Source organism: Cellulomonas endophytica (assembly GCF_004123805.1).
GTDB classification, from domain to species: domain Bacteria; phylum Actinomycetota; class Actinomycetes; order Actinomycetales; family Cellulomonadaceae; genus Cellulomonas; species Cellulomonas endophytica.
Window position 1 is genome coordinate 92,980 of the sequence record NZ_RWJX01000004.1, and the last position, 22,154, is coordinate 115,133.

Genomic DNA, 22,154 nt, shown 5'->3' on the forward strand with positions numbered 1-22,154 from the left:
AGGCCTGCCCGGCCTCGGGGTGACGGCCGGACGGCGGGTGCCGGGACCCTGGCGCGGGGTCGCGGCGCGGTGCAGGGTCGGGACGTGGACGTCGTGCTGCTGTGGGGGGTGCCGGTCGGCGCGCTGGTCGTCGTGACCGCTGCCGCGCTGGGCACGGCGCGGCTGCTCGAGCGGCGTCAGCGTGACGAGCGGTACGACATCGCCCGGGCCCTCATCACGCGGCACGTCCCGACCGCCGAGGGGCGGCACGGCACCCCGTGGTCACGGCCGGGCCGCCCGCCGGAGAGGGTGCCGGACGACCTGCTCATCCCCGACTGGGACGGGGACCAGGTGCGGCTGTGGACGGAGCGGCTCGACGGGCTGCGCGGCAGCTACCTCGAGCGCACGCGTGCCACGGCGGGCCGGTGGCGCGACCTGTTCGCCGCTCTCACCGCGCTGGCCGGGGGCGTGCTCGGCGTGGCCGGGGGCAACGGCGGGGCGAGGGCGGTCCCCGAGGGGGCGCCGCAGGTGGCACTCCTCGTCGTCGTGTCGCTCGCGCTGGCGCTGGCCCTGGACGCGACCGCGCTCGCCGGCTGGGCGGCGGTCGGTCTGCCCCGGTCGTTCCGCGAGATCGGGACGCCCTCGCAGATGCGGCTCGCGGAGCTGCGGCACGCGGCGCGCTCGCAGCAGCGGCTCCGGGTCGCGCTGGCCTGCGGGGCCGCAGCCGTCGCCCTCGCGGCGGTCGCGTCCCTCGTGGCCTTCGGCGCCTCGCTGACCGCGCCCTCCGGCGGATGAGGGTCGCGCGCCGGCACGTCGCCCGGGTCGGCGGCGGACGGGCCCGTTACCGCCCGCGGCGGGCGAGGAGGACGAGGTCCTCCCGGTGGTGCGCGCCGCCGCCGCCGCCGCCGGTGCGGGGGCGCACCTCGTCGACCTCCACCGTCCACCCCGGGCCGAGCGCGGCGACGACGTCCTCGTGCGCCACGTAGTCGGCCAGCCGGAACCCGTGCTCCCGCGCGGCGGCCTCGTCCACGCCGGCGTGGTGGACGACGAGGAGCAGCCCGCCCGGCGCGACGGCGGCGGTCAGCGCCCGCTCGGCGGTGCGACCGGGCGTCCGCAGCAGCGCGGGGTAGTGCACGGAGACGAGGTCGAACCCGTCCGCGGGCAGCGGCAGGTCCTCCAGCGCGGCGCGGCGCCAGGTCACGTCGACGCCTGCCGCCGCGCCGGCCGCCCGGGCGCGGTCGAGGGCCACGTCCGAGACGTCGCACGCGGTCACCTGCCACCCGCGGGCCGCCAGCCAGACGGCGTCCGCGCCCTCGCCGCAGCCCACGTCGAGCGCGGTCCCCGGCGGCAGGTCGCCCGCGAGCGCGACGAGCGCGCCGTTCGGGTCGCCGCTCCAGACGCGCTCCGCGCCGGCGTACCGCGCGTCCCAGGCGTCGGGGGAGAGGGGCGCGGCCGTGCTGTGCCCGCCCGGGCCGTGCTCGGTGCTGCTGGTCACCGCCCCACCCTCGCACGGACGTGCCGGGCAGAGGTCGGACCACCCCCGCCGGCCGGGTGCGCCGCACCGCGCACGCCGGGTGGCGGGGGACTGGCAGGCTCGACGGGACGACACCGGCCCCCACCTGCCGACGACCCGCACGACGAGAGGCCACCGCCATGACCCCCGGCCCGTCCGCACCGTCGCCGCGGCGACGCTTCCCGGACTGGGTGCACCGGCACGGCGACGAGCCGGACCCCCGCTTCAGCCTCGCCAACGAGCGGACGTTCCTCGCATGGACCCGGACGTCCCTGGCCCTCCTCGCCGCGGGGGTCGCGCTCGAGGCGCTCGCGCTGCCGCTGGAGGCCCGGCTCCGGCTGACGGCGAGCGTGGCGCTGCTCGTCCTGGCGCTGCTCGTGCCGCCCGCGGCCTGGGTGCACTGGGGGCGGACCGAGCGGGCGATGCGGCGGGGCGACCCCCTGCCCAGCCCGGTGCTCACCGTCCTGCTCGCCGCGGGCCTGCCCGTCGTCGGCGTGCTCGTGCTCGTCGCCCTCCTCCTGGGGCCGTGACCGTCGCGCCGCGCCCCCCGCGAGGGGTGCTCGACGCCGGCCTGCAGCCGGAGCGGACCGTGCTGGCCTGGCGCCGCACCGTCCTGGCGCTCACGCTCGGCGGCGTCCTCTCGCTCCGGGTCCTGCCGCCCGTCCTCGGCGCCTGGGGTGTCGCCCTCGGTGTCGGGGGCACGCTGGCGGGGCTCGTGCTCGCCGTGCTGGCGTCCCGGCGGCAGCGCGCGGTCGCCGTGGCGCTCGGCGCCGACCGGCCGCCGCCCGGCGCCGGTGCGCTGCTCGCCGCGGTCGCGACGCTCGCCGCGGGCGGTGCGGCGCTCGCGCTCGTCGCCACCCTCTCGCTCGCGGCCGGGACGGAGTAGCCCGGCCGGACACCTCCGCCGGACGGTCCTCCTAGGCAACCCCTCCGACGAGATGCCGCTCCCGGCCGCCCTGGGTCTCCGGGCAGCGGCCGGGAGCGGCATCTCGTCGTGGGGCTCTCGGGCGACGGCGCGGCCGTCAGCGGGGGCCGGCCACCCCGACGAGCGTGCCCGCGGGGTCGCGGAGGTGGCCGACGGTCACGGCGCCGCCCTCGTTGCGCACGGGTCCGAGGACGAGGGTGCCGCCGAGCTCGACCGCGCGGGCGAGGGCGGCGCCGACGTCCGGCACGCCGACGTAGACGATCGCGTGCGCGGCGAAGCCGGGCCCGCCGCCGATCCCGCCGGCGGCCGGCCCGGCGTCCGGGTCCGGCTCGACGAACGCGTACCGGTCCTCGTCCGACACCGCCGGGTGGACCGGCGCCCCCGGCGGCGCGTCCCAGCCGAAGAGCGCGGAGTAGAACGCCCGCAGCCGCGCCGGGTCGGGACCGATGAACTCCACGTGCACGACGGGGCTGCCCACGCCGCGAGCGTGCCACCGCACGAGCCGTGCGCGGAAGACCTCCGGACCGGCGCACGGCGACGGGCCCCGCCCGCAGGACGGGGCCCGTCGTCGTCAGGTCAGGCCGCGGGCACCACGCCGAACCCGGCGAGCCAGTCCTGCACCTCGGGGATGTCGACCCGCTGCAGGCCGCCCAGGTAGCGGCAGTTGTCCGTGTAGCCGTAGCTCGTCACCGTGACGAGGTAGCCGCCGGTGAAGGACGGGCCGCCGGAGTCGCCGAAGCACGAGCCGCCGCCCCCGCGGTTGTCGTTCTCGTTCCCGTTGACCTGGAGGATCTGCGGCGTCAGCTTCTGCCCCACCTCCTCGGTGTAGCGGCGGACGATCGGGTAGGACATCGGCGTCGGCTTCTGCGGCCCGGTGAGCGCCTGGCGCACCTCCGTGCCGTACCCCACGACCGTGAAGAGCGTCTTGTTGAGGACGTTCGGCCGGAACCGGTCGAGGTAGCCCGTGGGCGCGACGCCCGCCGGCTCGATGCCCTCGAGCGGCTCGTCGAGCACGACGACGCCCACGTCGTTCCACGTGGCTAGGTCGGTGAAGTCGCTGTAGTCCGGGTGCGTGAACGCCGTGCCGAGCACCGCGAGCGGCGGCAGCTCCGTGCCGTCCGTGAAACCGGCGGCGGGGTCCTCGGCGGCCGGGAGCTCGTCGAGCGGCGCCTCCTCGTCGACGAGCGGGTCGAAGGTCACCAGCGTGCGGCCGAGGGTGCCGTCGGTGCAGTGCGCCGCGGTCAGCACGACGGTCGGCGAGACCAGGGTGCCCGTGCACCGGAAGCGGCCGTCCTCCGTGTAGTAGAGGAGCATCCCGACGTTGTCGTACAGGTTCTCGTCGTCGACGGTGCCGCCCGTGATCGCCGTCGCGGGGGCGGCGGCGGCGATGCCGAGGGCGACCGTGAGCCCGAGGGCGGCGGCGGTGGCGCGGAGACGTCCGTTCATGTGCACGTCCTTCGTCCGAGGGCCGGCCGGGGCGGCCGGGAGCACAGGATGCCGCAGGGTGCCGGCCCTCCGGGTGAACCTGCGGACCCACCTAGGGCGTGGCGCCGGCACCGGCCCGGGCGCAGCGGCCCGCGAGGTCGGCGAAGGCCCGGGCGAGCTCCGGCGGGCCGACGACCTCGACCTCGGCGTCGAACCGCAGGAGCGTCGCCGCGAGCGCCCGCCACGACCAGGCGCCGACCGAGAGCCGGCAGCGGTCGGGTCCGAGCGGCTCGAGCACGCCGTCCTCGACGTGGGGCGCGACGCAGGCCGCGGAGGCGTGCAGGACGACCTCGCCGCGGCAGGGCCAGCGGTCGTCGCGGCCGGGGTCGGCGGCGCCGCGGAACAGCGCCGCGACGAAGGCGGCCGGGTCGCCGCCGGGCACGGGCCGGGGGACGAAGCGGGGGCCGAGCGGGACGCCGGGGGACAGCCGGTCCAGCCGGTAGGTGCGCCAGGCGTCGGCGTCGAGGTCCCAGCACAGGAGGTAGAGGCGACCGCCGCGGCTCACGACGTGGTGGGGCTCGACGCGGCGGGACGGTCGGGGCGCGGCGGTCGTCGCGGGGTCCCTCGCGAGGTGCTCCGCGGGCGCGCCGTCGTCCGTCGCGGTGGCGCGGTCGCGGGCCGTCGCCGCGTACGCGAAGCGCAGCACCCGGTGGTCGCGGGCGGCGGCGGAGACGGCGAGCAGCACCGCCGGGTCCACGGCCGCCGCGGGGACGCCCGGGGTGGGCGCCGCGGTCACGCGCACGGTGTCGACCTGCCGGCGCAGGCGGGCCGGCAGCACCTGGCGGACGGTCGCGAGGGCGCGGAACGCGGCGTCGGAGGCGTCGGCACCCCCGGCGGCGGTCTGGAGCGCCACCGCGAGGGCGACGGCCTGCTCGTCGTCGAAGAGGAGGGGCGGCAAGTGGGCGCCGGCCTCGAGCCGGTACCCGCCGTCCGGGCCCGTGGTGGCGCGCACGGGGTAGCCGAGCTCGCGCAGCCGGTCGACGTCGCGCCGGACGGTCCGCGCGCTCACCTCGAGGCGATCGGCGAGGACCCCGCCGGGCCAGTCGCGCCGGGCCTGGAGCAGGGAGAGCAGGGACAGCAGCCGGCCGGGGGTTCCGCTCATGGGAGCAGTGTGGTGGAGGTCGCGGACAGGAACTGACCGCAACCCGGACGAGAGTCGTCCCTGCCGCCGACGGACACGCCGTCGGGCACGAGCAGAGGACACGACCGTGAGCATCACGACCACCACGCACCTGAACTTCCGCGGCCAGGCCCGCGAGGCCCTGGAGCACTACGCCGCCGCCTTCGGCGGGAGCGTCGTCGCGCTGCCCTTCGCGCAGGCCGGCGACGAGCGCGACGCCGCGGACGGTGCCCGCCCGGACGAGGTCAAGTGGGGCCAGGCGAGCGCCCCCTCGGGCTTCGCCGTCATGGCCTACGACGTGCCGGCCGCCCGGCCCCTCGACCGCGGCCAGGACCCCGTGTTCGTCTCCGTGCGCGGGGACGACGCCGACGAGATCGCCCGCGCCTTCGCGGGGCTCGCCGAGGGCGGCACCGTCCGCACGCCCCTGGCGCCGGCCGGCTACTCGCCGCTCTTCGGGATGGTGACCGACCGCTTCGGCATCACGTGGGTCCTCGACGTGGCGGCCGCGCCCGCGGCCTGAGCCGCGGGGGTCGGCGACGGGCCCGCGCCCCCTGCGCGCGGGCCCGCCGGGGCCCGACCCGTCGTGCGGGAGGAGTACACGCCCCCGCGGGCCCGTCGGGCGAGCGGTTACGTAGAAGTACGTAGTCAGCCCGGCAGGTGGTCGCACCCGTCGAGCACGGGCAGCAGGCCCCGCTCGCGCGCCCGTCGTACGGCGTCGAGACGGTCGCTCGCCCCCAGGGCGCGATACACGTGCTCGAGGTGCTTCTCCACCGTGCGGGGACGCAGCCCCAGCCGCCGTGCGATCGCGGCGGCCGTGAGCCCGTGCGAGGCGTGGCAGAGCACGACGTGCTGGCGGCGGGTCAGGGGCTCGCCGGCGGCGGTGCCGGGCGCGGCCCGCACCTCGTCGAGCACGACCGCGAGCCGGCCCGCCTCCGCCGGGCGACGCCGCAGCCGCAGGACGCCGTGCCGGGTCCGCAGCGCCCCCTGCCCGCCGGGCGGCACCGCCGTCCGGCACAGGCGCACGACGTCGGCGGGCGTCAGGCCGTGGCGCTGCAGCAGCTCGTCCGCCCGGGCGTTGAGATGGGGCGGGCCCCCGTCGCCCCGCACGACGAGGAGCCCGCCCCCGCCCGCCACCGCCAGCTCCAGGTCGTGCAGGAGCCCCAGGCGCCGCCGCTGCCGCAGCGCGAGCCACAGGTAGGGCTCGAAGGCGCCGAGGACGTCGCGCTCCTCGTCGGAGAAGGGCCTGCTGCGGTTCAGCCCGAAGCCGTGGACGACGCCCGGGCCGCCGGCGGGCGCCTCCACCCGCGCGGTGAGCACGGCGTGCGGGACGCCCTGGGGGTCGAGCAGCTCGCGCCGCATGGGGTTGCGGGCCCAGGCCTCGGGGCCGCACAGGTCCTCGACACGGGTGGCGGGCAGGGTGCCGTGCCGCAGGAGGTGGGGGACCGCGGGGTTCGTGGCGAGGACCTCGTCGAGGCCCTCGGCCGGTGCGGCGGGCATGAGGAGGTCCGGCACCTCGCGCGCGACGGCACGGCCCGCGGCGGGGTCGATGACGAGCTCGCCGGCGACGTCCGCCGGCACGAGGCGCAGCAGCGCGTGCAGGGCGGCGGTCGCCTGCTCCTGCGGGTCGGTGACCTCGAGGAGCTCGAGGCCGACCGCCTGCACGGTCCGCCAGCGCGCGTCGGGGAGCACGCGTCCAGTAGAGCACCGGCCGGGGCAGTGGCACCGGTCGCCGGTCGGGCTCCAGTCCCGCTCCCGGCGGCCGATAGAGGGGGGAGAGCCCGGGTCCTCCGGGTGTGCCCCTGCGTCCCCGAGGTGTCCCATGCCGCCGCTCCCGCACCCCCGGCACGACGAGGCAGGCCCCCGTGCCGGCTGGTGGTCGCGCCGCTCCGTCCGCGTCAAGGTCCTCACGCCCGCACTCGTCGGCGCCGGCGTCGCGCTCGTCGTCGGCCTGTCCGGCGCCTCCGCGCTCAGCGCGAGCGCGCAGCGCAGCCAGGACATGTACGACCAGAACCTGCAGGGCATCAAGGCCCTCAACGCCCTGTCCGTGACGCGCAAGAGCATCTCGCTGAGCGTGCGCGACGTGTTCCTCGCGGGCGAGGGCCCCGAGGCGGGGGCGACGGCGCAGGAGTACGCCGACCTGCAGGCGACCTTCCTCGACCAGCTCGACGCCTACGTCGCCACGGGCGTCACGGCCGAGGACGAGGCCCGCGTCGAGGAGATCCGCGACGGCTTCGTCGCCTACATCGACGGCGTCGAGACGCTGCTCATGCCCTACGTCGAGACCCAGGACGGCCAGGGCTGGCTCGCGACGAACAACTCCGAGGCGGCCCCGCTCGCCGAGGCCGTGAGCAGCGCCCTCGGCGCGCTCGTCGAGAGCGAGGACGCCCAGGCGGCGCAGAGCGCGGCCGACGCCGCCGCCGCCTACCGCTCGGCGCGCACGACGAGCGCGCTGCTGCTCGTCGTCGGCCTCGCCGCCGCGCTCGGGACGGCGCTCCTCGTCGCCCGCGGGGTGACGGGGTCGGTCCGCCGCCTGCAGGACGGCCTGCGCCGCCTCGCGGACGGCGACCTCGCCACGCCCACCACCGTGAGCTCCGGCGACGAGGTCGGCGAGATGGCCGCCTCCCTCGAGCAGGCCCGCGTCTCCCTGCGCGAGTCCCTGGTGACCATCGGCGGGAACGTCACGAGGCTCTCCGGCGCCGCCGTGCAGCTGACCGGCACCTCGTCGGGCCTCACCCGCGCCGCGCAGGAGTCCTCCGGCCAGGCCCAGTCCGTGTCCGTGGCCGCGAGCCAGGTCTCGGGCAACGTGCAGACCGTGGCCGCCGGCGCCGAGGAGATGGGTGTCTCCATCCGCGAGATCGCCACGAACGCCTCCGAGGCCGCGCGCGTCGCGGGGCAGGCGGTCGACGAGGCCGGCGCCACCACGGAGACGGTCACGCGCCTGGGCGCCTCGTCGGCCCAGATCGGCAGCATCGTCGGGCTCATCACGTCCATCGCGGAGCAGACGAACCTGCTGGCGCTCAACGCCACCATCGAGGCGGCGCGGGCGGGCGAGTCGGGCAAGGGCTTCGCGGTCGTCGCGGCCGAGGTCAAGGAGCTGGCGTCGGAGACCGCGCGCGCCACGGAGGACATCGCCCGCAGCATCCAGGCGATCCAGGGCGACACGGAGGAGGCGGTGGCGGCCATCGGCCGCATCTCCGAGACCGTCTCGCGGATCAACGACTACCAGTCGACGATCGCCGCCGCCGTGGAGGAGCAGACGGCGACGACGAACGAGATCTCGCGCAACGTCGCGGAGGCGGCGTCGGGCGCGCAGGGCATCGCCGGCAACGTCTCGGCGGTCGCCGACGCGGCCCGCGGCGCGACCGACGGCGCGGAGTCCACGGCCCGCGCGGCCGAGGAGCTGTCGTCGATGGCCTCGGAGATGCAGTCCCTCGTCGGGCGCTTCCGGGTCTGACCCGACCAGCCCCGACCGGCCCTGACCCGGCCCCGGCCGGCCCCGCCGCCCCGTCCCGCGTCCGCGCGGGGCGGGGCGGCGGGCGTTGGGGCAGACTCGCGGGCGTCCGTCCGGCCCCGTGCCGGCCGGGCGCCCGCCGACGTGCCCGACGAGCCCAGGAGCCCGCCATGACCTCTCCCCGTCCCGGCGGCCCCGGCTGGATGCGCCCCCTCGGCACCACCGGCGTGCAGGTCTCCGCCGTCACCGCCGGCGGTGCGCCCCTGGGCAGCATGCCGGACCTCTTCGGCCGGGACGTGAGCGCGGACGAGGGAGTCGCGACGGTGCACGCCGTCCTGGCCAGCGCCGTCCGCACCATCGACACCTCCAACGGATACAGCGACGGCGAGAGCGAGCGGCGCATCGGGACCGCGCTGGCGCAGGCCGGCGGGCTGCCGGAGGGCGTCGTCGTGCTGACGAAGGTCGACCCCCGCGACGGCGACTACTCCGGCGACCGGGTGCGCGCCTCCGTCGACGAGAGCCGCGAGCGCCTCGGCATCGACCACCTGCCGCTGGTGCACCTGCACGACCCGGAGAACTTCCCGTTCGAGGAGATCACGCGGCCCGGGGGCGCGGTCGACGCGCTCGTGGGGCTGCGCGACGCGGGTGTGGTCGGCTCCATCGGCCTCGCCGGTGGGCGCGTCCAGGAGATGGCGCGCTACCTGGCGCTCGGCGTGTTCGACGCGCTGCTCGTGCACAACCGCTGGACGCTGCTCGACCGGAGCGCGGGGGACCTGCTCGACGAGGCGGGGCGGCGCGGGCTCGTGCTCGTCAACGCGGCGATCTACGGCGGCGGGATCCTCGCGGCCGGGCCCCACGCGCGCGGCCCCGAGGGGATGCCCGCGCGCTACGGCTACCGGGAGGCGCCGCCGGAGGTGCTCGACGCGGTCACCGCGATGCACGCGGTCTGCGCCGCGCACGGGACGGACCTGGCCACCGCGGCCCTGCAGTTCTCGCTGCGCGACCCGCGCTTCACGACGACGGTGGTGGGCATGAGCCGGCCGTCACGGGTCGACGACGTGGTCGCGGCCGCCGCGGCGGAGCTGCCGGACGCGCTGTGGCCGGAGCTCGAGGCCCTGCTGCCGCCGTCGCGGGTGTGGCTCGACGCCCCGCTCTGAGGGCACGCGCGCGGTCCCGCCGGCCGCCGCGCTGGCGGGCCGCCGGGGGCGCGGGCACGATGGCGGGACGGCCCAGCAACGGCCTGACGAGGGGTCGACGCAGGGGGTCCGGTGGTCGCGGAGGGGCAGGACGCCGTCCTGAGGTATGCCGAGGTGCCGGTGCGGTGGCCGGTGCTGCGGCAGTGGCTGCTCGACAGCACCCGGACCCTGCGGGCGCTGCGCGGCGAGCTGCGGGCGGAGATCAACACCGTCGCAGGCCGGGCGGAGGACGTCGACCTCGACGACGTGCCCGAGCACATGGCGCTCGTCGCGACGGAGCTCGCGACCAACGCCCTCGAGCACGGTGCGCCCCCGACGACGACCCGCCTGTCCAGCGACGGCGCCGCGTTCCTGCTCGAGATCAGCGACCACGACCCGGCGTCCGAGCCCCAGGAGGCCGGCGACCGGACGGCCGGGGACGGCGGCTTCGGGATCCGGCTCGCCCGGCTCCTCGCCGACGAGGTGGGCTGGTACCGGACGCCGGGGGAGAAGCACGTCTGGGCGCTGTTCACGCTGCCGGCGATCACCCCGCCGGCCGGCTCGCCCGCCGTCCCGGAGGTCACGCCGGCGGGCCCGTCCCGCTGACCGGTGGTCCTCCGGCCGGGACGGGTCCGGTCCTCAGCGGGAGGCGAGGGAGGCGAGGGAGGCCAGGTAGGCGCGCCAGCCGCCGTGGGCCGTGATGTCCGCGGCGCCGGCGACCGCGACGGGCTCGACGAGGAAGCCCGCCACCGCGGTGCCGTCGGCGAGGTCGACCCGCCCGATCGCCATGGGCTGCGGGAGGGAGGCCACGAGGTCCCCGAAGGCGGCCGCCGTCAGGCGGTACACCTCGACCTCGAGCCCTGCGCCGCCGTCCGCGACCCGCACGACGCCGGGCTTCGGCGGGTCCGTCGGGAGCGCGTGGAGGCGGTAGGTCGGAGCGGTCCTCGTCGCCCCGACGAGGACCGCGCCGCGGTCGAGGAGCTGGTGGTGCAGCGGCTGCCCCTGCAGGTGCGCCCCGGCGACCGCGAGCAGCACGTCGGGGTAGGTCCCGGGGGCGGCGCTCATGCCAGCACCGTCCGCGCGACGGCGGCGAGCCGCTCGTCGGAGAACGCCGGCCCGACGAGCTGCACGCCGAACGGCAGGCCGTCGACCCTGCCCGCCGGCACCGCGAGCGCCGCGAGGTCGAGCAGGTTGGCGAAGTTCGTGAACCGGCCCAGCGCGGTGTTGACGCCGACGGGGTCCGCCGCGACGGCGGCGAGCGTCGGGTGCTGCGTCGTCGTCGGCAGCAGGAGGGCGTCGAGGCCCGCCAGCACCCCGTCCGCCACCGCCCGGAGGGCGTCGAGGCGCTCGAGGTCCGCGAACAGCCGCCACGCCGGCAGGTCCCGCGCGCCGCCGATGATGCGGCCGACGGTCGGGTCCACCGCGTCGGGGTGCGCGTCGACGAAGGCCCCGACCGCGGCGTAGCGCTCCGCGACGAAGGTGCTCTCGTAGAGCATCCGCGCGACGGCGAGGAACGGCGCCAGGTCCACGGGCACCGCGACGGCGCCGGCGGCGAAGGCCCGGGCCACCGCCGCCTCGTACGCCTCCGCCCAGCCCGGGGCGAGCTCGCCCAGGTCCGCGGTGGTCGCCGGGACGCCCAGCCGCGGGGCGCTCGCGACCGCGGTCCCCGGCACCGAGCCCAGGGGTCCGGTGGGCACCGGGCGCGACAGCGGGTCGCCGGCGTCGGGGCCGGTCATCGTCGTCGCGACGAGCCGTGCCAGGTCCAGGTCGGCCGCCATCGCGGTGACGACGTCCTGGGTGCGGCAGGCCGGGACCACGCCCGTCGCGGGGACCGTGCCCTTCGTCGGCTTGACGCCCCACAGGCCGTGGAACGCCGCCGGCACCCGTCCGGAGCCGGCGGTGTCCGTGCCGAGCGCCGCGTCGACGAGCCCGAGCGCCACCGCCACCGCCGACCCGCTGCTCGAGCCGCCGGAGACCCGGTCCGGGTGGGTGGCGTGCCGGACCGCGCCGTAGGGGCTGCGCGTCCCGACGAGGCCCGTGGCGAACTGGTCGAGGTTCGTCTTGCCGACGACGACCGCGCCCGCCGCCCGCAGCCGGGCCACCGCGACGGCGTCGCGCCCCGGCCGGTACGCGAAGGCCGGGCACGCGGCCGTGGTCGGCAGGCCCGCCACGTCGATGTTGTCCTTCACCGCCAGGAGCACGCCGGCCAGCGGCAGCTCCTCGCCGCCCCGGACCCGTCCCACGACGGCGACGAGCTCGTCGGCCACCTCCGCCTCCGGGCGCAGGGTGATCCACACCTCGGGCCGGTCGGCGGCGGCCAGGCGCGCGTACCGCTCCGCCACGTGCGCGCGAGGGTCGTCGGGGAGCGGGACCACCCGGTTCGTCCCGGGGGTGGCCGCGGTCGTCGTCGTGCTCATGCCGCCCTCTCGTCCTGCGCGTCGTCGGGGAGCCCGGGCCCCTCGGGGCCGTCCTCGTCGCCGGGGCCGTCCAGCACGACGAGCACGCTGCCGGGCCCGACCTGCGCGCCGAGCGCGGTGACGACCTGCCGCACCCGCCCAGCGGCCGGCGCCACGACGGGCGCCTCCATCTTCATGGCCTCCACCGCCAGCAGCGTCTGGCCCTCCGCGACCTCGTCGCCCACGGCCACGTCGATGCGGAAGACGTTCGCCGCGAAGGCCGCCTCGACCGCGACCGCCCCGGGCGGCAGCTCCACGGCCGGCCCGGCGCCGACGGCCGTGGGCTCCTCGTGCACGCGGTCGAACTCGCCGGCGGCCTCCCACGCGGCGCGCTCGGCGCCGAACGCCGCGGCCTGCCGCTCCCGGAACGCCTCGATCGAGGCCGCGTTCTCCGCCAGGAACCGCTCGTGGTCGGCGAGCGCGAACTCGCCGTCCTCCACGCGCAGCCGCAGCCGGCCCGCCGCCATGTCGGCGCGCAGCTCCAGCAGCTCGTCGGGCGTCACGGGGTACCAGCGGATGCGGTCGAAGAACCGCAGCAGCCACGGGGTCCCCGGCTCGAACGCCCCCTTCTGCCGCAGCGTGGACCACACGGGCACCGTCCGGCCGACGAACTGGTAGCCGCCCGGGCCCTCCATGCCGTAGATGCACAGGTAGGCGCCGCCGATGCCGACCGCGTTCTGCGGCGTCCAGGTGCGTGCCGGGTTGTACTTCGTCGTGACGAGGCGGTGCCGCGGGTCCAGCGGCGTCGCCACGGGCGCGCCGAGGTAGACGTCGCCGAGTCCCATGACGAGGTACTCCGCGTCGAACACGACCCGGTGCACGTCGTCCACCGAGTCCAGGCCGTTGATGCGGCGGATGAACTCGATGTTCCAGGGGCACCAGGGCGCGTCGTCGCGGACGCCGTTCATGTACCGCTCGATGGCCTCGCGCGTCGAGGGGTCGTCCCAGGACAGCGGCAGCCAGACGGTGCGGCTCGGCACGCGCAGGTCGGTCGTGGCCGGCAGCGCCGCGTCGGCGTCGCGCACGGCCTCGACGAGGGCGGCGACGCTCGTCGTCGTCGGGTCCAGGTGCACCTGCAGGGAGCGGATGCCGGGGGTCAGCTCGACGACCCCGGGCAGGGTGCCCGCGGCGCGGCGGGCCTCCAGCGCCTCCATGAGGGCGTGCACCCGCAGCCGGACGCCGAGGTCGAGGCGCATGGGCCCGTACTCGACGAGGAGGTTCGCGTCGCCGCTGCGGCGCAGGGTGAGCGCGGGGGCGCCGTCGAGGGCCGGGCGGCCGCCGAGGATGCCGCCGTCGCCCACCGCCGGCCGGTCGGCGAGGGCCGGGGCGAGTCGGTCGGCCGACAGGCGCGCGGCCTCGTCGTCGGACACGGGCACGAAGCGGACCCGGTCGCCGGGGCGCAGCTGGCCCAGCTTCCACAGGTGCCCGCTGGCGACCGTGGCGGGGCAGGTGAACCCGCCCAGGCTCGGGCCGTCGGGGCCGAGGAGGATCGGCAGGTCGCCCGTGTAGTCGACGGCGCCGACGGCGTAGGGCGTGTCGTGGATGTTCGAGGGGTGCAGGCCGGCCTCGCCGCCGTCGGGGCGGGCCCAGCGCGGGCGCGGCCCCGTGAGCCGGACGCCCGTGCGCGCCGAGTTGAAGTGCACCTCCCACTCCGCGGCGTAGAAGGCCTCCACGTCCTCGGGCAGGAAGAACTCCGGTGCCGCGTGGGGGCCCTCGAGGGCGGCGACCTCCCAGCGGTCGCCGATGACGGGCCGCTCCCCGTCGGGGACGGGCCGCACGTCCTGGGGCTGCGCGGGGGTCGCCAGGGGGACGAGGTCGCCCGGCCGCAGCGCGCGGCCCGTGACCCCGCCCATGCCGCCGAGGTCGAAGGTGCTCGCCGAGCCCAGGACGGGGACGACGTCGAGCCCGCCCTCGACGAGCAGGTAGGCGCGCATCCCGGCGGTCGTCGTGCCGATCGTCAGCACGCCCCCGGCGGGGACGGCCACGGGCTCCCACTGCGGGACGGGCGTCCCGTCCACGTCCACGGGGACGGGCGCCCCGGCGACGAGCACGCGGGCCGCCGTGCGGAAGCGCAGCGCCGGGCCCGTCATCGTGCACTCCAGCCCGGGGGCGCCCGGGCTGTTGCCCAGCGCCCGGTTGCCGGCGGCGAAGCTCCAGGCGTCCATCGGCCCCGACGGCGGGATGCCGACGGGCCACAGCCCCACGCGCCCGGGCAGGTCCTGGACGGTGGTGAGCATGCCCGGGCGCAGGACCTCGAACCGCGGGGTCGCGTCCTCGAGGCCGTCGAGGGTGCGCGTGGAGTGCGTCGCCGCGGCGACCGAGGGGTCCGCCGCGACCGTGCGCAGCAGGCCGAGGTTCGTCGCGACGCCGTCGACGCGGGTGGCGGCCAGCGCCGCGCCGAGCGCCGCCCACGCCGCCTCGCGGTCCGGGCCGTGCACGACGACCTTGGCCAGCAGCGGGTCGTAGTGGGTGCTGACCTCGGCCCCGACCTCGAGCCACGTGTCGACGCGCACGCCCTCGGGCAGGGCGAGGTGGGTGACCGTGCCGGCGCTCGGCAGGCCGCCGAGGTCGGTGTTCTCCGCGTAGACGCGGGCCTCGACGGCGGCGCCGACGGGCGCGGCGGGGACCTCGTCGAGCACGGCGGTCTCGCCCTGCGCGAGGCGCAGCATCCAGGCGACGAGGTCCACGCCGTGCGTCGCCTCCGTCACCGGGTGCTCCACCTGCAGGCGGGTGTTGACCTCGAGGAACGCCGCCTCCTGGCGGTCGGGGTCGTAGACGTACTCGACGGTGCCGGCGGACCGGTAGGCCACCGAGGCACACAGGTCGCGGGCGGCGTCGGTGATCTGCCGGCGCACGGCCTCGGGGAGCCCGGGGGTGGGCGTCTCCTCGACGACCTTCTGGTTGCGGCGCTGGAGGGAGCAGTCGCGGTCGCCGAGCGTGACGACGCGGCCGGCCCCGTCGCCGAAGACCTGGACCTCGACGTGGCGGGCGCGCGGCACGAGCCGCTCGAGGAACACCGCCCCCGACGAGAAGGCCGCGCCGGCCACCCGGCGGACGTCGTCCCAGGCGAGCCGCAGCTCGTCGGGGCCGGCGCACGCCCGCATGCCGATGCCGCCGCCGCCGGCCGTGGCCTTGAGCATGACGGGGTAGCCGATGGCGTCCGCGGCGGCGACGGCCTCGTCGAGGGTGTCGAGCAGGCCCGTGCCGGGGAGCATCGGGACGCCGGCGGCGTGCGCGGCGGCGCGGGCGGTGTGCTTGGCGCCGAACACCTCGAGCTGCTCGGGCGTCGGTCCGACGAAGACGATCCCGGCGGCCTCGCACGCCCGGGCGAGCTCGGGGTTCTCGGACAGGAAGCCGTAGCCGGGGTGGATCGCGCCGGCACCCGTGGCCTGCGCGGCCCGGACGACCGCGTCGATGCGCAGGTAGCTCTCGGCGGCGGGCGCGGGTCCCAGAGGGACGGCCTCGTCGGCGAGCTCCGTGTGCAGGGCGCCGCGGTCCGCCTCGGAGAACACCGCGACGGTGCGCAGGCCGAGCTCGCGCGCGGAGCGCAGGATGCGGACGGCGATCTCGCCGCGGTTGGCGACGAGGAGCGTGTCGAAGCGGGCCATCAGAGCGCCCCCGCCCGCACGACCATCTCCGCGCGGCTGGGGTCGAAGCCGTTGCAGGGGTTGTTGACCTGGGGGCAGTTCGACACGACGACGAGCACGTCCCGCTCGGCACGGATGCTCACGGACAGGCCGGGGGCGGAGATGCCGTCGACGATGCCGAGGGCGCCGTCGGGGTCGACCGGCACGTTCATGAACCAGTTGACGTTCGAGACCTGGTCGCGCTTGCCCATCCCGTACCGGGACAGCTCGGCGAGGAAGTTGTCCGCGCACGCGTGCTGGGCCCACGTGTGGTGGCCGTAGCGCAGCGTGTTCGACTCCTTCGAGCACGCGCCGCCGAGGGTGTCGTGCCGCTCGACGTCGTCCCCGACGACCGTCAGCAGCGGGTTCCCCTCGGCGCTGAGCAGCACGGACCCGAGGGTGAGGAACACCGAGCCCTGCGCCTGCACCGTCGCCTGGGCGCTGTAGGCGTCGGCGGTGTCGTGGGCGTCGTACGCGAGGAAGTCGACCGCCTGGTTGCCGTCGACGTCGACGATCGTGAGGACCTGCCCGGCCCGCAGCGTCCAGGACCAGGGGGCGCGCGGCGCCACGGTCGCGCGGTGCACCTCCGGGCCGAAGGGGTGGTCGTCGCCGGCCGCGGGGGTGCCGGCGGCCGGGACGGTCGTGGTGCTCATGCGGTCCCCCGGGCGGTGAGGTGGTCGGCGGTGTTCACGAAGGCGCGGCGGCCCTCGGGGGTGGCGTCCCACAGCGGGTCGTCCGGCGTCGTCGGCGTGCCGCGCCAGGCGGTCACCTCCACGGGGCCGCACGTCCAGGCCGGCCGCGGGTCGAGCGGGTGGGCCGTGTTCGCGACGAGGAGCACCAGCGGCATCTCGGCCCGGAGCACGAGGGACGCGCCGGGGCCGGCCGAGCCCTCGAAGACGCCGGCGCCGGCCTCGTCGACGCGCACGCCCTGGAAGAAGGAGACGCAGGGCGCCACGTCCCGGCGCGTGAGCCCGTGCTTGGCGGCGGCGAGCACGAGCAGCTCGCGCCCGGCGGGGGAGGGGCCCTGCAGGCTGCCGTCGCCGTACCGCTCGGCGTTGCGGGCGGCCGTGGAGGTGCCGAACACCGCGTCGTGGCGGCCGGAGGTGTCCTCGACGAGCGACGCCAGGACGCGTCCCTGGTCCGACAGCAGCAGGTAACCGGCGCCGGGGTAGACCTGCCACTGCACCTTGACGGTGTCGGCGACGTTGAGCCGCTCGTGCGTGCGGCCGGCGCTGAACAGCAGCACCGACGCGCAGGCCTCGCCGGTCACGTCGGTGAGGCGCACGTGCGTGCCGCGGGCGAGCTCGCGGTGCGTGTACCCGCCCGCGGCCACGCGCTCGGCCCACACGAGGTCCGCCGGCCCGACCCCGTCGGGCAGGCCGCCGACGAGCCCGTCGACGGGCGCGGCCGGCGCCGGCAGCCAGGGCCGCTCCGCGACGGCCGCGGCGGCGGCCGACCCCTCCTGCTCGCGGGCGTGCGCACGGGCCCCCGCGGTGGTGCCGGTGCCGGTGCCGGTGGTGCCGGTGCCGATGGCCGTTCCCGTCATGGGCGGCGCCCCTTTCTGTCCGGTGACAGAAAGGAGGGAACCGCACCGCTGTGTCGGGCGGATGAGGCGCGTGTTGCGACCGCGTTACCGCTCGACCGACGCCTCGTCGCCGGCACGCCTGCCGCTCGGCCTACCGCTCGGGGGACGCGTGCGGGTCGGAGGCGTTGAGGGCCGCGACGACCTGCGCGTACTCCCCGCGCGCCTCGGCCCCGCGCAGGAACCCCACGCGCTCGACGAGGACCTCGGTCGGCTCCGGGTCCCGCTCGAGGATCTCGAGCACCTCCGCGACGAACGCGTCGAGCGGCATCGCGATCGCGCTCTCCCGCTGCCCGGGCAGCAGGTCCGTCGCGACCGACGGCGGCACGATCTCCACCACCCGGACGCCCGCGGGCGCGAGCTGCAGACGGATCGACTCGCTGAGCAGGTGCACCGCGGCCTTGCTGGCGTTGTAGGTGGGGGTCGCGGCCAGCGGCACGAAGGCGAGCCCGGAGGAGACGGTCATGATCGTCGCGTCGGGCCGCGTCCGCAGGTGCTCGACGAGCCCGGCCACGAGGCGCACCGGCCCCAGGACGTTCGTCGTGACGACCTCCTCGGCGGAGGCGAGGAAGCCCTCGGGGCGCGTCCAGTCCTCGACGCGCATGACGCCGGCCATCGCGACGAGGGTGTCCAGCGCCGGGTGCTCCGCGACGACCTGCCGGCACACGGCCGCGATGCTCTCCGGGTCCGCGGTGTCGATGCGGACGGCGTGGAGGCCGGGGTGCTCGGCGACGATCTGCTCGAGCCTCTCGGTGCGCCGCCCGCCGATGATGACGGCGTTGCCGCGCTCGTGGAGGGCGACGGCGAGGGCCAGGCCGATGCCGCTCGTCGCGCCGGGGATGAAGACGGTCCTGCCGGTGATGTCCATGGGCACGAGCCTGCGCGGCGCCCTCGCGGCCCCACCAGGCACGGCCCATCGGGGGACCGGCGGTCCCTGCCACGGCGGCCGCGGCACGGGGATGATCGGGGCGTGGACCGCGACGCCCTGGCCGACTTCCTGCTCCGGCACCGCGCCGCCCTGCGCCCGGAGGACGTGGGCCTCGGCCCGGGGGCCCGCCGCCGCACCGCCGGCCTGCGGCGCGAGGAGGTCGCGCAGCTCGCCGTGATCTCCACCGACTACTACACGCGGCTGGAGCAGCGGCGCGGTCCGCAGCCCAGCGTCCCGGTGCTGGCGGCGCTCGCCCGGGCGCTGCGCCTGACGCCCGACGAGCGCGACTACCTCTTCCGCGTCGCCGGTCACAGCGCGCCCGACCGCGGCGAGGTGTCCGACTACGTGGCGCCCGGCCTGCTGCGCGTCCTCGACCGGCTGACCGACACCCCGGCCCTCGTCATCGACCCCCTGGGCAGGACGCTCGTGCAGAACGACCTGGCGCGCGCCCTGCTCGGCGACGTCGCGGGCCTGCGCGGGTGGGAGCGCAGCGCCGTGTACCGGTGGTTCGTCGACCCGGAGCGCGAGCGCGCCCGGTACCCCGAGGAGGACCGGGACCGGCAGAGCCGCGCGCAGGTCGCGTCCCTGCGGGCGGCGCTGGGGACGGCGGGGCCGCGCTCGCCCGCCGCCGAGCTCGTGCGCGTGCTGTCCGCGCGCAGCGACGAGTTCGTCGCGCTGTGGCAGGCGCACGAGGTGGCCCGCCGCTTCGAGGACCACAAGGTCCTCGTCCACCCCGAGGTCGGCCGCGTCGAGGTCGCCTGCCAGGCCCTGTTCACCGAGGACGAGGGGCAGGCGCTGCTGGTGCTCACCGCCGCCCCCCGCAGCGAGGCCGAGGGCAAGCTCGCGCTGCTGGCCGTGCTGGGCACCCAGACGCTCGTCGAGGGCGGCCGCTGAGGGGGCTCGCGGCGCTGCTACGGTCGGCGACCGTGCCCCGCGCGACCGGACGACCCCGCACCGCCGGGACGTCGCCGACCGGTCGCGGCACCCGCGAGGACATCCTCCACGCGGGCGCCCGGCTCTTCTGCACCGTGGGGTACGGCAGCACGAGCACCCATGCGCTGGCCGAGGTCGCCGGCGTCCGGCAGGCGACGCTCTACCACCACTTCGCCGGCAAGTACGCGGTGCTCCTCGAGCTCCTCCTCGGCACGGTGCAGCCCTCGCTCGACGCCGCCCGCGCCCTGCTCATCCGCCCCGAGCCGGCGCCGGCCCGCCTCTGGGCGCTCGCGGCCGGCGACGTCCGGCTCCTGTGCGCCGGCGAGGACAACCTCGGCGCCCTGTACCTGCTGCCCGAGCTCGACGACGAGCGCTTCGCGCCCTTCCACGAGCGCCGCCGCGAGCTCGAGGACGCCTACCGGCTCCTCGTCGCCGGCTGCGTGCCGGACGGGCCGGTGGTCGAGGCCCCGCCGGTCCTCCCTGACGTGCCGGCGGTGCCGGAGGGCGCGGCGTCCGACGTCGCGCACCGGACCGCGCTGGTCCTCGGCCTCGTCGAGAGCGTGATCCTCCAGCGCCGGCGCGCCCCCGAGACCCTCGACGCCCGCACCCCGGCCGCCGTGGCCGACGCCGCCCTGGCCGTCCTCGGCCTCGCCCCGGACGAGCGCACCCGCCACGCGGCGGGCGGCCGCGCCCTCCTGCCGGGCGCCGCACCCCCTCCCGCAACCCCCTGACGGCCGGGCCGGCGGCCCCTCCCGCCGCCGCGACCCGCCCGCGACGCACGCCCCTCTCCTCCCGACGAGATCCCTGTTCCGGCCGCTCACGGCCGCAGGGGAGCGGTCGGAACCGTCATCTCGTCGGAAGCTGCGCGCGCGTCGCACGTTGCGGGCCCCCACCCGGGCGACGAGATGCCTGTTCCGGTCGCTCCCGGCCGCGGGGGAGCGGCCGGAACCGTCATCTCGTCGGAGGTTGCGCGCGCGTCGCACGTCGCACGCCCCCACCCGAGCGACGAGATGCCTGTTCCGGTCGCCCACGGCCCCGAGGGAGCGGCCGGAACCGTCATCTCGTCGGAGGTTGCGCGCGCGTCGCATGTTGCGGGCGCCCACCCGGGCGACGAGATGCCTGTTCCGGCCGCTCACGGCCGCAGGGGAGCGGCCGGAACCGTCATCTCGTCGGAGGTTGTGGGGCTCTTCCGCGGGCGACGCGGGGCTGTTCCTGTGAGGGGGTCGTAACACGATCGTTTCGTGGCGGACGCGGGGCGGTCACGTCGGCGCGGATGAATACGGGTCGAACGACAGAAACGTCGCGACGGCCCTGCCGCGACGCCTGCCGGACCTCTCGTCCCCGCGTCGCGACCCGCTGGAGCCCGCATGATCATCGCCGGAGTCGGACTGACCGTCCTCGTGGTCCTCGCCGTCGGCATCGCCGTCGCGCGCAAGATCGACGGGGACAGCGCGCACTTCCTCGTCGCCGGGCGCCGCCTCGGCGTGCCCCTCGTCGCCGTCTCGCTCACCGCCGCCGCGGTCGACTCGAACGCGACCGTCGGCAACACGGACCTGACCTCGCAGTTCGGGTTCTGGTCCGGCGCTTCGCTCGCGATCGGCCTGGCGGTCTGCCTGCTGCTCACGGGCCTGTTCCTCGCCAAGCCCGTGAACCGCATGAAGCTCTTCACGCTCGCCGACTTCTTCCGGATCCGGTACGGCCGGCCGACGGAGGTGCTCGCCAGCCTCGTCATGCTGCTGTCGTTCGTCACGCTGCTGGCCGGCAACCTCGTCGCCTGCGGGTTCCTGCTCGAGCGCTTCGCGAACATCCCCTACGCGTGGGGCGTCGTGCTCTCGGTGTCGCTCGTCCTGGCCTACACGGTCGCGGGCGGCCTGTTCTCCGACGCCTACACCGCCGCCATCCAGACGGTCATCACGGTGATCGCGGCGGTCGCGCTGCTGGGGTGGGTCGCGGTCACCTACGGGATCGTCGTGCCCGAGGGCCTGGGGCCGTTCGACCTCGGTCAGCTCACGGACAGCGCGCAGGGGGCGCCGATCAACTGGGCGACGCTCGTGGCGCTCGGCATCGGCGACATCGTCGCGATCGACTTCATGCAGCGGATCTTCGGGGCGAAGAGCCCGGAGGTCGCCCGCCGCTCGTGCTTCATCGCGGCCGGGTTCACCGCCGCCATCGGGACGGTCTTCGCGCTCGTCGCGCTCACGGCGACCGCCGTCCTGGGGATCACGGTCGACGACGGGCCCGTGCTGTTCACGCTGCTCGCCGACGTCGCGCCGCCGCTGCTCGCCGTGGTCGTGCTCTCGGGCATCGTGGCCGCGTCGTTCTCCACCGCCTCCGGCGCGATCCTGGCGACCTCCGCGATCGCCGTCCGGAACCTGTTCAACCAGCGCCGGATCGTCGTCGGTGGCCCCGATCCGCTGCTGCGCTGGACGCGCCTGGCGATGGTGCCGATCGTCGTCCTCGGCTGCGTGCTCGCGATCCGCGTCTCGCAGACGGGCATCCTGCTCACGCTCGCCTTCGACCTCATGCTGGCGGGCCTGGCCGCGCCGTTCATCATCGGGATGTTCTGGCGCCGCCCCGGGGCGGTCGCGGCGCTCACGGCGGCGGGGGTCGGGCTCGCGGTCCGGCTCGTCCTCCTGGCGCTCACGCCGACGCTCTACGGGGTGCCGAACGACCTCCTGTACGTGGAGAACACGCTGGTCGGGGCCGGGTTCGACGGCTGGGCGACGCTCGTGTCCGGCGCCGTCGGCTTCGGCACCTTCGTGCTCGTCGGGTTCCTCCGTCCCCGCCCGGAGAGCGAGCGGCTCTCGGAGGCGGAGCAGGTGCTGGAGCTGGAGCGCGAGCTCGACGAGGACCTCGAGACGGCCCCGGCCGCCACGGCGCCGGTGCCCGCCGCCTGACGACGAGTCCGACGAGACACCGACGGGCGGGTCAGCCGGCGACGGCGGCGGCGGGCCGGTCGCGCCGGGCCGCCGCGTCGAGCG

Annotated in this window: 21 protein-coding genes; 10 read left to right on the forward strand and 11 right to left on the reverse strand. The window is 77.0% G+C overall.

From position 1 onward, the window contains the following. Nucleotides 1-84 precede the first annotated feature (84 nt). On the forward strand, nucleotides 85-774 hold the full coding sequence (locus tag EJA20_RS02475; RefSeq protein WP_129336594.1) for a hypothetical protein: 690 nt from the start codon (nucleotides 85-87) through the stop codon (nucleotides 772-774). Between the two features lie 46 nt (nucleotides 775-820). On the opposite strand, the gene EJA20_RS02480 is transcribed toward EJA20_RS02475, so the two are convergent. After that, complete coding sequence (locus EJA20_RS02480; protein WP_129336595.1) at nucleotides 821-1,474, reverse strand: class I SAM-dependent methyltransferase; 654 nt, start codon at nucleotides 1,472-1,474, stop codon at nucleotides 821-823. Between the two features lie 158 nt (nucleotides 1,475-1,632). On the opposite strand from EJA20_RS02480, the gene EJA20_RS02485 reads away from it, so the two are divergent. After that, a complete protein-coding gene (locus tag EJA20_RS02485) occupies nucleotides 1,633-2,022 on the forward strand; it encodes a YidH family protein (RefSeq protein WP_129336596.1) in 390 nt (129 codons plus the stop codon). After that, on the forward strand, nucleotides 2,019-2,378 hold the full coding sequence (locus EJA20_RS02490) for a DUF202 domain-containing protein (protein WP_240674916.1): 360 nt from the start codon (nucleotides 2,019-2,021) through the stop codon (nucleotides 2,376-2,378). Before EJA20_RS02485 ends, EJA20_RS02490 begins: the two co-directional genes overlap by 4 nt. A gap of 136 nt (nucleotides 2,379-2,514) precedes the next feature. Here EJA20_RS02490 and EJA20_RS02495 read toward each other — a convergent pair whose 3' ends face one another. The 3 genes from EJA20_RS02495 to EJA20_RS02505 form a co-directional block, all read right to left on the reverse strand. Beyond that, nucleotides 2,515-2,895, reverse strand: coding sequence for a VOC family protein (locus EJA20_RS02495; protein WP_129336597.1), 381 nt, complete (start codon nucleotides 2,893-2,895; stop codon nucleotides 2,515-2,517). Nucleotides 2,896-2,993: 98 nt separating this feature from the next. Then, entirely contained in the window at nucleotides 2,994-3,863 is an 870-nt protein-coding gene (locus EJA20_RS02500) for a trypsin-like serine protease (protein ID WP_129336598.1), read from the reverse strand. Between the two features lie 91 nt (nucleotides 3,864-3,954). Continuing rightward, complete coding sequence (locus tag EJA20_RS02505; protein ID WP_129336599.1) at nucleotides 3,955-5,004, reverse strand: helix-turn-helix transcriptional regulator; 1,050 nt, start codon at nucleotides 5,002-5,004, stop codon at nucleotides 3,955-3,957. Nucleotides 5,005-5,110: 106 nt separating this feature from the next. On the opposite strand from EJA20_RS02505, the gene EJA20_RS02510 reads away from it, so the two are divergent. Further along, nucleotides 5,111-5,542 carry a VOC family protein gene (locus tag EJA20_RS02510; protein ID WP_129336600.1) on the forward strand — a complete coding sequence of 144 codons (432 nt, stop codon included), beginning with the start codon at nucleotides 5,111-5,113 and terminating at the stop codon, nucleotides 5,540-5,542. Nucleotides 5,543-5,667: 125 nt separating this feature from the next. Here EJA20_RS02510 and EJA20_RS19015 read toward each other — a convergent pair whose 3' ends face one another. Then, nucleotides 5,668-6,711: a response regulator transcription factor gene (locus EJA20_RS19015; RefSeq protein ID WP_205687322.1), complete on the reverse strand. Its 1,044-nt coding sequence runs from the start codon at nucleotides 6,709-6,711 to the stop codon at nucleotides 5,668-5,670. 130 nt (nucleotides 6,712-6,841) lie between these two features. On the opposite strand from EJA20_RS19015, the gene EJA20_RS02520 reads away from it, so the two are divergent. The 3 genes from EJA20_RS02520 to EJA20_RS02530 all read left to right on the forward strand — a co-directional run bounded on the left by EJA20_RS02520 (nucleotide 6,842) and on the right by EJA20_RS02530 (nucleotide 10,254). After that, on the forward strand, nucleotides 6,842-8,476 hold the full coding sequence (locus EJA20_RS02520) for a methyl-accepting chemotaxis protein (RefSeq protein WP_164983806.1): 1,635 nt from the start codon (nucleotides 6,842-6,844) through the stop codon (nucleotides 8,474-8,476). Nucleotides 8,477-8,643: 167 nt separating this feature from the next. Next, complete coding sequence (locus EJA20_RS02525) at nucleotides 8,644-9,630, forward strand: aldo/keto reductase (protein ID WP_129336602.1); 987 nt, start codon at nucleotides 8,644-8,646, stop codon at nucleotides 9,628-9,630. 111 nt (nucleotides 9,631-9,741) lie between these two features. Then, nucleotides 9,742-10,254, forward strand: a complete 513-nt coding sequence (locus EJA20_RS02530; RefSeq protein ID WP_205687323.1) for an ATP-binding protein — start codon at nucleotides 9,742-9,744, stop codon at nucleotides 10,252-10,254. Between the two features lie 33 nt (nucleotides 10,255-10,287). Here the strand turns inward: EJA20_RS02530 and EJA20_RS19020 are convergent, their stop codons facing one another. The 6 genes from EJA20_RS19020 to EJA20_RS02555 all read right to left on the reverse strand — a co-directional run bounded on the left by EJA20_RS19020 (nucleotide 10,288) and on the right by EJA20_RS02555 (nucleotide 18,180). Continuing rightward, on the reverse strand, nucleotides 10,288-10,713 hold the full coding sequence (locus tag EJA20_RS19020) for an allophanate hydrolase-related protein (protein ID WP_205687324.1): 426 nt from the start codon (nucleotides 10,711-10,713) through the stop codon (nucleotides 10,288-10,290). Continuing rightward, nucleotides 10,710-12,065, reverse strand: coding sequence for an allophanate hydrolase (gene atzF, locus EJA20_RS02535; protein ID WP_205687325.1), 1,356 nt, complete (start codon nucleotides 12,063-12,065; stop codon nucleotides 10,710-10,712). The genes EJA20_RS19020 and atzF overlap by 4 nt, the downstream gene beginning before the upstream one ends. Then, nucleotides 12,062-15,712, reverse strand: a complete 3,651-nt coding sequence (gene uca, locus EJA20_RS02540) for an urea carboxylase (RefSeq protein ID WP_129336603.1) — start codon at nucleotides 15,710-15,712, stop codon at nucleotides 12,062-12,064. The genes atzF and uca overlap by 4 nt, the downstream gene beginning before the upstream one ends. Further along, nucleotides 15,712-16,383 (reverse strand): urea amidolyase associated protein UAAP2, encoded by a 672-nt coding sequence (locus EJA20_RS02545; RefSeq protein ID WP_129336604.1) that lies wholly within the window; start codon nucleotides 16,381-16,383, stop codon nucleotides 15,712-15,714. Before EJA20_RS02545 ends, uca begins: the two co-directional genes overlap by 1 nt. After that, entirely contained in the window at nucleotides 16,380-17,276 is an 897-nt protein-coding gene (locus EJA20_RS02550; protein ID WP_129336605.1) for an urea amidolyase associated protein UAAP1, read from the reverse strand. Before EJA20_RS02550 ends, EJA20_RS02545 begins: the two co-directional genes overlap by 4 nt. A gap of 130 nt (nucleotides 17,277-17,406) precedes the next feature. Further along, nucleotides 17,407-18,180, reverse strand: coding sequence for an SDR family oxidoreductase (locus tag EJA20_RS02555; protein ID WP_129336606.1), 774 nt, complete (start codon nucleotides 18,178-18,180; stop codon nucleotides 17,407-17,409). 102 nt (nucleotides 18,181-18,282) lie between these two features. Between EJA20_RS02555 and EJA20_RS02560 the strand changes: the two genes are divergently transcribed. From EJA20_RS02560 to EJA20_RS02570, 3 genes are all read left to right on the forward strand, one after another. Beyond that, entirely contained in the window at nucleotides 18,283-19,134 is an 852-nt protein-coding gene (locus EJA20_RS02560; protein WP_129336607.1) for a helix-turn-helix transcriptional regulator, read from the forward strand. 32 nt (nucleotides 19,135-19,166) lie between these two features. Next, on the forward strand, nucleotides 19,167-19,904 hold the full coding sequence (locus EJA20_RS02565) for a TetR/AcrR family transcriptional regulator (RefSeq protein ID WP_129336608.1): 738 nt from the start codon (nucleotides 19,167-19,169) through the stop codon (nucleotides 19,902-19,904). 636 nt (nucleotides 19,905-20,540) lie between these two features. Beyond that, on the forward strand, nucleotides 20,541-22,070 hold the full coding sequence (locus EJA20_RS02570; RefSeq protein WP_129336609.1) for a high affinity choline transporter 1: 1,530 nt from the start codon (nucleotides 20,541-20,543) through the stop codon (nucleotides 22,068-22,070). Nucleotides 22,071-22,154: the final 84 nt, after the last annotated feature.